This window comes from Deltaproteobacteria bacterium CG11_big_fil_rev_8_21_14_0_20_49_13 (assembly GCA_002796305.1).
GTDB lineage: Bacteria > UBA10199 > UBA10199.
On sequence record PCWZ01000020.1, the window covers coordinates 48,442 to 61,048 of the forward strand.

10 protein-coding genes are annotated in these 12,607 nt (G+C 49.9%); 7 read left to right on the forward strand and 3 right to left on the reverse strand.

The genetic code is table 11. The annotated features are described in order from the left end of the window. Positions 1-328 precede the first annotated feature (328 nt). From COV46_01745 to COV46_01770, 6 genes are read left to right on the forward strand one after another with little or no spacing between them, the layout of a single operon-like run. Positions 329-586, forward strand: a complete 258-nt coding sequence (locus COV46_01745; GenBank protein PIR18060.1) for a DNA topoisomerase III — start codon at positions 329-331, stop codon at positions 584-586. 28 nt (positions 587-614) lie between these two features. Continuing rightward, entirely contained in the window at positions 615-2,078 is a 1,464-nt protein-coding gene (locus tag COV46_01750; GenBank protein ID PIR18061.1) for a hypothetical protein, read from the forward strand. A 22-nt stretch (positions 2,079-2,100) separates the two neighbouring features. Beyond that, positions 2,101-3,894, forward strand: coding sequence for a hypothetical protein (locus tag COV46_01755; protein PIR18062.1), 1,794 nt, complete (start codon positions 2,101-2,103; stop codon positions 3,892-3,894). A 10-nt stretch (positions 3,895-3,904) separates the two neighbouring features. Next, the gene (locus tag COV46_01760; protein PIR18063.1) at positions 3,905-5,830 is read left to right on the forward strand and encodes an aconitate hydratase; all 1,926 of its coding nucleotides are present in this window, start codon (positions 3,905-3,907) and stop codon (positions 5,828-5,830) included. Further along, positions 5,827-7,080, forward strand: coding sequence for an isocitrate dehydrogenase (NADP(+)) (locus tag COV46_01765; GenBank protein ID PIR18064.1), 1,254 nt, complete (start codon positions 5,827-5,829; stop codon positions 7,078-7,080). Before COV46_01760 ends, COV46_01765 begins: the two co-directional genes overlap by 4 nt. 26 nt (positions 7,081-7,106) lie before the next feature. Continuing rightward, the gene (locus COV46_01770) at positions 7,107-8,870 is read left to right on the forward strand and encodes a phosphoenolpyruvate carboxykinase (GTP) (GenBank protein ID PIR18065.1); all 1,764 of its coding nucleotides are present in this window, start codon (positions 7,107-7,109) and stop codon (positions 8,868-8,870) included. Between the two features lie 32 nt (positions 8,871-8,902). Here COV46_01770 and COV46_01775 read toward each other — a convergent pair whose 3' ends face one another. The 3 genes from COV46_01775 to COV46_01785 are packed head-to-tail and all read right to left on the reverse strand — an operon-like array spanning position 8,903 to position 11,475. After that, positions 8,903-9,430, reverse strand: coding sequence for a hypothetical protein (locus tag COV46_01775; GenBank protein PIR18066.1), 528 nt, complete (start codon positions 9,428-9,430; stop codon positions 8,903-8,905). Positions 9,431-9,445: 15 nt separating this feature from the next. Beyond that, a complete protein-coding gene (locus COV46_01780) occupies positions 9,446-10,402 on the reverse strand; it encodes a hypothetical protein (GenBank protein PIR18067.1) in 957 nt (318 codons plus the stop codon). Beyond that, complete coding sequence (locus tag COV46_01785; GenBank protein ID PIR18068.1) at positions 10,399-11,475, reverse strand: 3-phosphoserine/phosphohydroxythreonine aminotransferase; 1,077 nt, start codon at positions 11,473-11,475, stop codon at positions 10,399-10,401. The genes COV46_01780 and COV46_01785 overlap by 4 nt, the downstream gene beginning before the upstream one ends. Before the next feature lies 1 nt (position 11,476). On the opposite strand from COV46_01785, the gene COV46_01790 reads away from it, so the two are divergent. Next, positions 11,477-12,409 carry a hypothetical protein gene (locus tag COV46_01790; GenBank protein PIR18069.1) on the forward strand — a complete coding sequence of 311 codons (933 nt, stop codon included), beginning with the start codon at positions 11,477-11,479 and terminating at the stop codon, positions 12,407-12,409. Positions 12,410-12,607 lie beyond the last annotated feature (198 nt).

Below are 12,607 nucleotides of genomic sequence, written 5' to 3' on the forward strand. Positions count from 1 at the left end.
TGAACGAGAAAAAGGGCTCATATGAGACACATTACGACGGTTACGATAAATCGTGGGATGAGTAGGTCGCGCTTAACCTCATAAAATCGAAATAGACCGGCTTTGGGTCTCGAGCTTTAGTAAAAAAAACCGGCAGGACGCCTAAAAGATGTCTGCCGGTTTTTTTAGGAGTTTTTCCATTTCCACACAGGCATGGATGTGGTAATAGTCCCGCGGACGCGAGCTGGTTGGCGTTGTTCATTCTTGGCGGGCCATTTTTTACTATCATTTCCCACAGATCTCGAGTATAAATTATCGAAATTAGGAACAACCAAACGGGGGGCTATTTATGCCAGAAAAAAAGAACGCAGGATTCATGAAGCCGTTGCAACCGGATGCGGCGTTGGCCGCGGTCGTAGGGGACAAACCGTTGCCCAGAACGGAAGTTGTTAAAAGTCTTTGGGTCTACATCAAGAAGAACGGTCTTCAGGATGCCAATAACAAGCGCAACATCAACGCAGACGAAAAACTGAAACTGGTGTTCGGCGGCAAATCACAGGTTAACATGTTCGAGATGACGAAGCTCGTTTCCGCTCATCTGAAGTGATCCATAAAAAGTGCTCGAGGCTAATTTAATGTTACAGCTGGATAATTGTGTCACCACAAGCCATTTAGATATTTTGTCCACCCGTATACATTGGTTCATCCAGATGAGGTGGATATTTATAACCATTCTCTTGCTTTTTTGCTGCGTGGCCGGCCTTTTTTATCCTGTCATAGATGTTGAAAAATTCCTTGCCCTAGGATTTTTTCTTGTAGCTTTAAACGTGGTCTATCTTGTGATCGACAAAAGAACGAAGAAAAGGTATTCATCCTCGACTCAGATCTATGTTTTTATCGGCACCCAGTTCGTCTTTGATTACATTGTACTGTCGCTCTTTTTATACTATTCGGGAGGTGTCGCAAACCCCCTGATCTACATATTTCTTTTCAATGTTATCATATCCTGCTTGCTGTTGCCGAACGCTTTAGTGTTGGCGATCACCTTCTCTTCGATCGTGTTCTTTCTTGCTCTCGCCTTCATGAGCCAGTTCGGTATCATACCATATTATCCTTTTCCGCTTGTCTGGCAGGGGATCATCATACCGAAACCCAGCAACGTTCTTTTTCTGATTGAAGCGGGATGTTTCGTTCTTGTGATCGCGGTGATGTTGTATTTCGTCGCCAACATCACTGCTCTTCTGCGGAAGAGGGAAGAGCTGCTTAGAGGCACCATCAATGAGCTGAAGATGATGGAGGACGTTCGAATGAAGACGATGATGCACGTGGCGCACGATCTAAAGGCGCCGCTCGCCGCCGCCCAGTCTTCCATCAAATCGGTCGCAGACGGTTTTGTCGGGCCCATCAGTGAAAAGGTGAGGTCGATCCTTTTTAACGCCTATCGTCGTTGCCACAACATGACAGCGATGGTCAAAGACATGTTCGATCTCATAAGATTTGACGAACAGATAATGCGCGGCGAATTGATAGCGGAGAGATTTTCTCTGGGAGCTCTAATGGATAACGTAAAGGAGCAATTCGATTCGCCATATCACGGGAAGAGCATTCAGTGGGATATCAAGATAGATGGAACAATAGAGATAAATGCCAATGTGGGGCAGATCGGAGCTCTGTTATCACAGCTTGTCTCCAACGCGATTAAATATTCCGGAGACCCGGTCAATATATCCATATCTGCAGAAAAATCTGGCGACGACCTGATTTTAGTTGTAAACGACGATGGAGTTGGGATATCCGTTGAAGAGCGGGAAAGGGTGCTGGATGAGTTCTACCGTACGGTCAAGGCAAAGAAGATGGAAAAGGACGGAGTTGGTCTTGGACTAGCCATAGTGCAAAAGATAGTGAAGTTCTACAACGGCAAGATCAGCATAGACGATGGACCGGAGAAAAAGGGGACGACGTTCACGATTCTCTTGTCGAATGTAATGGATGTTCGGGGGCCGCAAGCTTTTGTTGGGACGGATTTGGAGAGAGCCGCCAGGCGGCGTTTTTTTGAGCCCTGCGAGGAGTCTCCTAAAGAAATAGAAAATAAATGGTAACGGTAACGGAGGAACAAAGTCTATGAAGAAGTTCAAGATACTTGTGGTCGATGACGATAAGGACCTGCTGGATGTCGTAAGGCTTGTTCTTGAGAAAGAAGGATTTGAGGTCTTTACCGCCGCGAGTTCCGGCGAGTGTTATGATTCTCTCGAAAAGAACGCTCCCGATCTTGTGATATTAGATGTGGTCATGGGGGAGAAGAAGGACGGATTCGAGATCTGCAGGGATATCAAGACGCAACCTAAATACAAGGGCATTCCGGTCATGATGCTTACGGCGGTGAACGAATATTTTCCGTTCGATTTCAAGTCGGACGAGAATTGGTTGCCCAGCGACGCTTTTTTGGATAAACCGTTTGAACCGGAGATTCTGGTCAACTGCGCACGAAAACTTTTGGGGATTGCAACACAAAAGGCGGACGCGCCCAAGCTCAAATTCAACGTCCTGCCGGCGATCGATTCGTTGTGCTGGAAGGGGAAAGTGTCTTCTCCGCAAAAGCTACCGAATCCTGAACAGCCAAATTTACTAAGAGAGATATTTCCGTATTCAAGCGTTCCCAAGATTGCATTTGATAACATCTCCGTTCCCATGTCTCCGGCTGAGGAGATATGGATAACATGTACCACCTTCCGCGATGGACAACAGGCGCGCGTGCCATACACGGCCGATCAGATAGTCGATCTTTATGACATGCTACATAAACTTAGCGGCCCGAACGGCATCATTCGACAGTGCGAATTCTTTCTCTATAACAAAAAGGACAGGGAGGCTATTATCAAGTGCCTTTCGCGAGGTTATCAATATCCGGAGGTGACGGGTTGGGTGCGCGCTTCCGAGGTCGATTTCAAGGGTATCAAGTGGATGGGGCTGAAGGAGACCGGGCTTTTACTCTCGGCGTCCGACTATCACATCTATCTGAAAATGGGCAAGGACAGGGAGAAAGTGATGGATGACTATATAAAACTTGTCTGTCAGGCTATCGAAACCGGCGTAAAACCGCGTTGTCATTTAGAGGATATTACAAGGGCGGATATGTATGGTTTTGTTCTACCCCTTGTACAACGTCTCATGCGTGTGTCTGAGGACTCCAGGGTTCCCGTTAAGATCCGTATGTGCGACACGATGGGGTATGGCGTTCCGTTCGCGGAGGCTTCACTACCAAGAAGCGTTCCAAAGATAGTGACGTTACTTAGGAAAGAAGCGGGCGTTCCTTCAGCACAGCTCGAATGGCACGGCCATAACGATTTTCACCTTGTAATGGCAAATTCCATGGCGGCATGGCTCTACGGTTGTTCGGCCGTTAACGGTACGTTGTTGGGGTTCGGCGAACGCACCGGCAACTCGCCGATCGAGGCCTGTTGCATTGCTTACGCGGAGCTGACCGGGACATCTAACGGAATGGACCTGACGAAGATAACCGATATCGCGAAATATCTTGAAGAAAAGACCGGATTCAATGTGCCGCCCAACTATCCTTTTGTGGGTAGATATTTCAACACAACCATGGCCGGCATTCATGCCGACGGGCTCATCAAAAATGAGGAAATATATAACATATTTGATACGACGAAGATACTAAAGAGGCCGCTAGCCGCGCTTGTGAGCGACAAATCAGGTCTGGCCGGTATAGCCCTGTGGTATAGTCAGTTCCTGGGCTTGACGGGCGAGGATCAAATAAAAAAGACCGACCCCGGCATAGAAAAAGTGTATGAATGGGTGAAGGCGCAGTATAGTGATAAGCGCGTCACCGCAATATCGCCGCAAGAGCTTATCGAACAAGGGAGGAGATGCTTGGGCGACAGATTCTTTAGATAAACAAAAAAATATGAACATCACAGAAAAAATATTAAGGGCGCACTTGCTTGAGGGTGAATATAAGGATGGTGCCACCATCGGTATTAAAATAGACCAAACACTGACACAAGACGCCACCGGAACGATGGCGTTCCTGCAGTTCGAGGCGATAGGGCTGAAAAAGGTCCGGACCGAGCTGAGTCTGAGCTACGTTGATCACAATACGGTTCAGATGGGTTTTGAAAACCCGGACGATCATGCCTATCTGGCCGATGTTGCGGCAAAACACGGTGTCCTTTATTCACGATGCGGTAACGGGATATGCCATCAGGTTCATCTGGAAAGATTCGCTCGCCCCGGCAAAACTCTCATTGGCTCGGACAGCCATACTCCGACAGCCGGCGGTGTGGGGAGCCTTGCCTGCGGAGCGGGCGGAATAGATGTGGCTGCCGCCATGGCGGGGGCACCGTATTACATTCAGGTGCCGAAGGTGGTGAACATCGTCCTTTCCGGACGTCTTCCACCATGGACATCCGCAAAGGATATAATCTTAAAAGTCCTTTCAATCCTGACCACTAAGGGAAACGTTGGTACGGTTATCGAATATTCGGGAGATGCGATAGCGCATCTTACCGTTCCCGATCGCGCCACAATAACGAACATGGGGGTGGAACTGGGCGTCACAACTTCGCTCTTTCCGTCCGATGCACAGGCGCTGAAATTTCTGAAGGCGCAGAACAGAGAGTCGGATTTCGTCGAACTATTGCCCGACAGCGATGCGTCATACCACAGAACGATCAATATCGATCTGTCGGAGCTTGAGCCTCTCGCCGCAGGACCTCATAGCCCCGATAATGTAATGCCGGTCGGAAGCCTTGCCGGGCTTAAGGTAAGTCAGGTCTGCATCGGCAGTTGCACCAATTCGTCATACAAGGACATTGACACGGTTGCAAAGATGCTGGACGGCAGGGTCGTTCATAAGGATGTCAGCCTTGTCATTGTGCCCGGTTCAAGGCAGGTATTGGAAATGGCAGCAGGGAGCGGGGCGCTGGCGAAATTTGTCTCTGCCGGGGCAAGGATCGTCGAACCGAGTTGCAGTTTTTGCATCGGGATGGGGCAATCTCCGAAAAGCGGCGGGGTCTCTGTCAGGACGAACAATCGCAACTTTGAGGGTCGCTCCGGCACAAAGGACGCCAAGATCTATCTTGTGAGCCCGGAAATAGCGGTGCTTGTGGCTCTGCATGGCGAATTCGTTGACCCTTCGAAATTTGGCATCCCTCCCCGCGCGGAAATGCCGAAAAAATTCCTGATAAACGATAATATGGTAGTCTGGCCGCCGAAAGATGGGCAAGAGGTTACGATCAGGCGGGGTCCGAACATCGGCGATCCGCCGACGATCGGTGAGTATCCAAAGGACCTGACAGCAAAGGTGGCGATAGTCGTCGGCGATAAGATCACCACCGATCATATTATTCCTGCCGGCCAGAGAATGAAGTTCCGTTCGAATATCAAGGCCTATTCGCAATACGTCTTTGAAACGGTTGATCCGACGTTTCACGACCGATGCAAGGAAAATCTGAAGGGCGGTTTTAACAACGCCATAGTCGGCGGCCTGAGTTATGGACAGGGTTCATCCCGCGAACATGCCGCCCTGTGCCCGGCGTATTTGGGCGTGCGAACGGTTTTTGCAGGTTCTATCGAACGCATCCATTTTGCGAACCTGATCAACTTCGGGATACTTCCGCTCATATTCGAAGAAGGTGCCGCAAGACCTTCTGCCGGCGACGTGGTCGTTGTCGAGAACATCAGAAATAAGATAGTCAAGGATAGGGTTATTTCCGTTCTCAACAAGACCAAGGGAAATAGTTTTAATGTGATCTGCGATTTGTCCGACCGTCAACGGAGGATCGTGCTGGCCGGCGGGTTGCTCAATTTTATAAAGGGAGGAATGACATGACGCCAGGATTTGAAAAGGTAGCAGTTCCAAAAAATGGGGAAAGAATAAGCGTTAGCGACGGGAAATTTCAGGTTCCAGATCATCCGATCGTATGTTTCATAGAGGGTGATGGGATCGGTCCGGATCTGTGGAGGGCTTCGCAGAAAGTCTTCGACGCCGCTGTTGAAAAGTCTTATGGTGGCAAGAAAAAGATATCGTGGATGGAGATCTACGCCGGCGAAAAGGCAAATAAAGTGTATGGAAAGGAAGTTTGGCTGCCGGACGAGACGCTGAAGGCCCTGGAATATTTTCACGTAGGCATCAAGGGGCCGCTGACCACTCCGATTGGCGGAGGCATCAGGAGCATCAACGTTTCACTTCGCCAAAAGCTCGACCTCTACACCTGTATCAGGCCCGTCAGGTGGCTCAAGGGGGCGCCTTCCCCCGTTAAGCATCCCGAGAAATTGAACGTGGTCATTTTTAGGGAAAACACCGAAGACGTCTATGCCGGCATCGAATGGGCCGCAGGAACTGAAGAGGCGGACAAGGTGCTAAAATTCCTGAACGATTCGCTCAAAACGAACATAAGGGAGCGGTCGGCAATAGGCATTAAGTCGATGAGCGCCTTTTGCAGCAAGCGGCTGGTAAGGATGGCGATAAACTATGCCAAGCAACACGGCATTTCAAGCGTGACCCTCGTTCATAAGGGCAACATTATGAAATTCACCGAGGGAGGATTTCGCGATTGGGGTTATGAACTTGCGCGTCAGGAGTTCGCTGATGTAACGGTGACCGAAGAGATTGTGACCAAACAATACGGCGGCAAGGTGCCGGCGGGGAAGATCGTGATCAAGGACAGGATAGCCGACAGCATGTTCCAGCAGGCGCTATTGCGTCCCGACGAATATAGCGTCCTTGCCACGCCCAACTTAAACGGCGACTATCTGTCCGACGCGTGTGCCGCACAGGTGGGCGGTCTTGGAACGGCTCCGGGCGCCAATGTGGGCGATACGGTGGCGCTATTTGAAGCGACGCATGGCACCGCTCCAAAATATGCAGACAAAGATGTATCTAACCCTGGTTCGGTCATTCTTTCCGGCGTTATGATGCTGGAGCTTATGGGATGGAACGATGCGGCTTCGGCTATCGTCAGAGCGCTTGAACGGACGATCGGGCAGAAGGTCGTTACCTACGACCTCGCTCGGCAGATGCCGGACGCTCGCAAGGTCAAGTGCTCGGAGTTTGGAACGGCGATAGTCAAAAATCTTTAAAATGCATTTAAAAAAAAGGAGGATCTATGGCTACAGCGATCGAAAAATGGGTAGAAGAACAGGCAAATCTCGCGAAGCCCAAGAATATCCATTGGTGCGACGGTTCCGATGAAGAGGCGCATCGTTTGATAGAGATCGGCCTGAAGGAGGAGGAAATCAACGGCCACAAGGTCTTTTCAGAGCTCAGCAACTATCCGGGTAGCTACCTTCACCGAAGCCATCCGTCTGATGTGGCTAGAACGGAACATTTGACCTTTGTTTGTCATCCCGACAAAGAAACGGTCGGGCCCAACAATAACTGGATGGATCCTGCGTCAGCAAAGGCCAAGATGATCGCGCTTTCTGACGGTTGCATGAAGGGAAGAACTATGTACGTCCTTCCTTATATGATGGGTCATCCCGAATCTTCCTATGCCAAGGCGTGTATCCAGATCACCGACACTTCATATGTTGCAATCAGCATGAGGATCATGACCCGCTTGGGCAAGAACGTTCTCGACAAGATAGGGAACTCGCAGAATTTTGTGAAGGGTTTTCATTCGATAGGGGACCTGGATCCGGAGAAGCGGTTCATCATGCATTTTCCCCTTGAAGGTCTCGTTTGGAGCGTTGGTTCCGGATACGGCGGCAACGCGTTGCTGGGTAAAAAATGTTTTTCGCTTAGGATCGCTTCTTGGTTGGGCCTGAACGAGGGCTGGCTTGCCGAACATATGGTGATCATAGGCATCGAAGATCCCGAAGGAAAGGTCACTTATGTCACTGCCGCCATGCCTTCGGCCTGCGGCAAAACGAACCTTGCCATGCTTGAATCGGCGCTTCCGGGACATAAGGTCTGGACGCTTGGCGATGACATTGCGTGGTTGAACGTCGGCCCGGACGGAAGGTTATGGGCGATAAATCCAGAGGCCGGATTTTTTGGCGTGGCTCCCGGCACGTCCATGAGTACGAATCCAAACATGATACGGATGCTCAAAAAGGGGACGTTCTACCCGACTTTATTTACAAATACCGCGCTTGACACGAAGACGAACGAACCGTGGTGGGAGGGGCTTACCAAAACTCCGCCGGACGATCTTCTCGACTGGCAGGGCAGACCATGGAAGCCGGGTTCTGAAGGCAAGGCGGCTCATGCGAATTCCAGGTTTACCGTATCCCTTACACACTGTCCAACGCTTTCCAAGGAATCTGACAATCCGGTAGGCGTGCCGATATCCGCGATCATTTTTGGCGGGCGCAGAAAACAGCTCATCCCGCTCGTTACGGAAAGTTTCAATTGGGCTCACGGTGTCTTCTCCGGGGCACGTATGGGTTCTGAAACCACGGCGGCCGCGACCTCAAAGATAGGGCAATTGCGCAGAGACCCGATGGCCATGATCCCGTTCTGTGGCTACAATATGGCGGACTATTTTGGGAACTGGCTGAAGATAGGAAAAAAGTGCACAAAGCCGCCGAAAATATTTTCGGTTAACTGGTTCAGGGCGGACGACGAAGGTAATTTTATCTGGCCCGGTTTTGGAGATAATATTCGCGTTCTCAAGTGGATCATCGATAGAACGGCCGACCGTGTTCCCGCGGAGGAGACCCCGATCGGTCTCGTACCGCGTATCAAGGACCTCGATGTAGACGGCATGGACATTCCAAAAGGCAAGCTAGCAAAACTTTTCGAAGTCGATATGAGCGAATGGAAGGATGAGGTGAACGATATTCGCGGTTTCTTGGCCCGGTTCGGGACCCGCCTGCCAAAAGAGCTGGCGGATGAGCTGAAGAACCTTGATGCAAAAGCGCGATAGATCTTTGCGCGAAGTCGTACGGTTCGCGGGCCCTATTTGGTGACGTCGATTTCCATCTCCATGTCCGCTTCCATGTGTCCCGTTAGATGAAAACCGACTTTCTTGTAGATGTGCAATGCATGGCTGTTGCTACCCGAGACCGTAAGCCACATCGATTTGAAACGAAGAATGCGGGCCCACTTTATCGAGGCCTCGCACAGTTTCGTTCCGATGCCGTTATTGCGGTGTTCTTTCATTACAACGACAATGAACTCACAGGATCTATTTGTCGGAAGTTCCATGAGAACCGCATGGCCTACTATCTCACCGCCACCCAGCGTGGCCACAATATGATAACCGCGGCGCAAGAGTCCCTGTAGCCACGCCTTTCTTAATTCGATGTTTAACGGGGGCACTCCCTGAAATTGCGATTCAAAGTCAAAATTCTCATAAAGGTCGATAAGCGAATGGATCAACTCGTTGTTAAGCTCACGAACACAGATCCTGAATCCTCGGCGATCTTCGAACTCTTCGCTTGTATAACTGACATCCGCAATGTTCAACTCGAACTCTATGATCATCGCATTGATTCCACTTTAATTTGATAATTTGTTAAGCGCATTTATGCTGAGGCCTTCGTCAAAGAACTTTGTTACAACAAGGGCCGCCTCGATCGCGACCGCTTCCTGTGCATCATGGGTAGAAGCGCCCAGGTGTGGAGTGGTGATACAGTTCTCAAGTTTGCGAAATATCTCTTCTTTATATGGTTCCTTTGTAAAGACGTCCAGGGCCGCGCCGGCTATAAGCCCCTCTTTTAACGCCACGGCCAGGTCATGCTCGTTGATAATGCCGCCTCGTGCGCAATTGACAAGGTAGGCGGTCTTTTTCATCGTTTTCAATTCGTCCAATGTCACCATATTTTTCGTTTCATCCGTCAGTGGCGTATGGAACGTGATAAAATCAGCCTTCTTGAAAATATCCTCTTTTGGGAGATGTTCAACTCCGAGCGATTCAAGTTGTTCTCTGGAAATGAACGGATCGAACCCAACGATATTCATGTTGAACGCTATTGCCCGTTTTGCAACCGCGCGTCCGATGCGCCCCAGGCCTATTATGCCGACGGTCTTTCCTGCCAGTTCGACCCCCTGAAATTTCTTCTTTTCCCATTCTCCTTCTGCCATAGAACTGGCCGCCTGCGGGATCCATCTGGCGAGGGATAGGATCATTGCAAACGTGAGCTCTGCCGCGGATGTTGCGTTGCCCGCCGGCGCGTTAGCCACCAGAACGCCGTGTTTTGTTGCGGCGCCTATGTCTATGTTGTCCGTTCCAACGCCCGCGCGGACTACTATCTTCAGGTTCTTTCCGGCCTCGATCACATCGCGCGAGACGGTGGAAGCGCTTCTGACGATCAGACCGTCAAATGAAGGCACCTTTTTAATGAGATCCTCATGGGAGAGCGATCTTTCAAATACCACATCAAGCGAAGCGCTTTTTTTAAGTTCCGTCAAACCCGCCTCCGCAAATCCGTCAGTACACAAGATCTTATGTTTCATATTTTCCTTTCGAACTCTTTCATGAATTCAGCCAGAGCCTTTGCGCCTTCGATCGGAAAGACATTGTAGATCGACGCGCGAACGCCGCCTATGGCACGGTGACCCTTCAAGCCAACAAGTCCTTGCAATTCAGCTTCCTTAATAAAACGTTCTTCAAGATCTTCAGTGGGGAGGTTAAAGGTAATGTTCATTATCGAGCGGCTCATCTTCTCCGCGGTTCCTTTGTAGAACGTCGAATTATCGATGGCATCGTAGATAAGTTTTGCTTTTTCAAGGTTCCTTTTTTCGATTCCCTCGATCCCGCCGGATCTTTTTATCCAATTAAGAACGAGCATGACACTGTAGATGGTGAATACCGGCGGAGTGTTGTATAGCGAATCGTTCTCCACATGGGTCGAATATTTCATCATAGCTGGGAGGGGGCGGTGGTTTATTTTTGCAAGGCCGGATCTGATCACCACGACCGTAACGCCGGCCGGCCCTAGGTTCTTTTGTGCTCCCGCATAGATCAAGTCAAACCGGTTCACATCTATCTTATGTGACAGGATGTCGGATGACATATCTGCCACTAGGGGGATATCGCCGGTCTCCGGATATTCATTATACTCGGTGCCGTAGATTGTGTTATTGGTCGTTATGTGAAGATAGCTTGAACCTTTTGAGACCTTGATATCGCCATTTACCGGCGTTTTGTTGAAGTTCGTATCTGAGGATGAAAAGGGCTCGTTAACCTGCCCGAACAGCTTTGCTTCGGCGGCGGCTTTTTTTGCCCAATAGCCTGTAATAGAGTAACCGGCGGATCCGTTAAGCAGATTCATTGGTATCATTGCAAACTGCGTGGAAGCTCCTCCCTGCAGGAAGAGGATGCGATGATCAGCCGGTATCCCCATCAGTTCTTTTAAGAGCGATTTAGCGTCATCCAGTATCTTTCCGAATTCCTTTGAACGGTGGCTGATCTCTAATACGCTCATTCCGCCGAAATTCATAAAATTGTCACGGATTTCTTCCAGCACCTCAAGTGGTAGCGATGCGGGGCCGGCGTTAAAATTGAACACGCGTTGATTTGTTGACATAATGTTAAATTCATATAAAAAAGGCGGTATCATGTCAAAGATAAAACAGTTTGCCGCGCTTTTGCCAGTTCCTTCGCACGCGAAGGATGTTATCAGCCCGCCATACGATGTGATAGATGCCCCCGGCGCAAGGGCGTTCGCAAAAGATAACCCGCGCTCTTTTTTGCATATCACGCGTTCCGAGATCGATATGCCCGAAGACGTTTTTCCATACGATGACAGCGTGTATGAAAATGCGCTTTCGAACCTTAATTTGTTTCAAGAGAAGGGGTTGCTTGTTCGCGATGCCAGCTCTTTATATATCTACAGACAGGTGATGGGCGAACATTCACAGACGGGGGTCGTTGCGCTTGCAAGCGTGGACGAATATGTAAACGGGAAGATAAAGCGGCATGAGCTGACGCGTGAAGAAAAGGTTGTTGATAGAATGCGTCATGCAGACTTCATATCCGCTCATGCCGAGCCGGTATTTTTGGTGCATAGGCGAAATGATAAGGTTTCCCGGCTGGTCTCGCAGGAGACAGCGGAAAAACCGTTGTATGATCTCATCGGATGGGACGGTGTTAGGCATATCTTTTGGCGTGTGAAAGAGGCGGGCGGGGTGTTGGAGGCGTTCGAGGGGTTTGATGCCCTGTACATAGCGGACGGGCATCACAGGAGCGAGTCGGCCGCGCGCGTGCGCGAGCTCAAACGAGGAAGAAATCCCGGCCATATCGGTACGGAAGGGTACAATTATTTTCCTGTTGTGATTTTTTCCGAGGACGAGGTGAGGATATTCGAATATAAATGGGATGGCGATCCGCCAAAGAGGCCTTTGTCGAAATATTCAATGGCTGATGTAATGAAACTTGCCGATGAGGGAGGCATCATGCCGCCAAAATCGACATGGTTTGCCCCCAAGCTGTCCAGCGGACTTTTTATGCATACCTTCTAGGGAGACACGCCGTGTGTAGGCCCCGTAGACGGACTCATTTGAAGACGTGAAGACGGAAACCCACAAGAACCCACAAGACGGACTCATTTGAAACCCACAAGACGCAAAGACGAACCCACAAGACGGACTCATTTGGAGGAGATTGGGTGGTTTTGGATAAGTGACGTGGAGAGGGTGCGGTTCTACGCCGGCAGTTAT

Coding starts and splice junctions, on each gene's coding strand:
- COV46_01745 (PIR18060.1), top strand. CDS start 329: ATGCCAGAAAAAAAGAACGCAGGATTCATGAAGCCGTTGCAACCGGAT.
- COV46_01750 (PIR18061.1), top strand. CDS start 615: ATGTTACAGCTGGATAATTGTGTCACCACAAGCCATTTAGATATTTTG.
- COV46_01755 (PIR18062.1), top strand. CDS start 2,101: ATGAAGAAGTTCAAGATACTTGTGGTCGATGACGATAAGGACCTGCTG.
- COV46_01760 (PIR18063.1), top strand. CDS start 3,905: ATGAACATCACAGAAAAAATATTAAGGGCGCACTTGCTTGAGGGTGAA.
- COV46_01765 (PIR18064.1), top strand. CDS start 5,827: ATGACGCCAGGATTTGAAAAGGTAGCAGTTCCAAAAAATGGGGAAAGA.
- COV46_01770 (PIR18065.1), top strand. CDS start 7,107: ATGGCTACAGCGATCGAAAAATGGGTAGAAGAACAGGCAAATCTCGCG.
- COV46_01775 (PIR18066.1), bottom strand. CDS start 9,430: ATGATCATAGAGTTCGAGTTGAACATTGCGGATGTCAGTTATACAAGC.
- COV46_01780 (PIR18067.1), bottom strand. CDS start 10,402: ATGAAACATAAGATCTTGTGTACTGACGGATTTGCGGAGGCGGGTTTG.
- COV46_01785 (PIR18068.1), bottom strand. CDS start 11,475: ATGTCAACAAATCAACGCGTGTTCAATTTTAACGCCGGCCCCGCATCG.
- COV46_01790 (PIR18069.1), top strand. CDS start 11,477: ATGTTAAATTCATATAAAAAAGGCGGTATCATGTCAAAGATAAAACAG.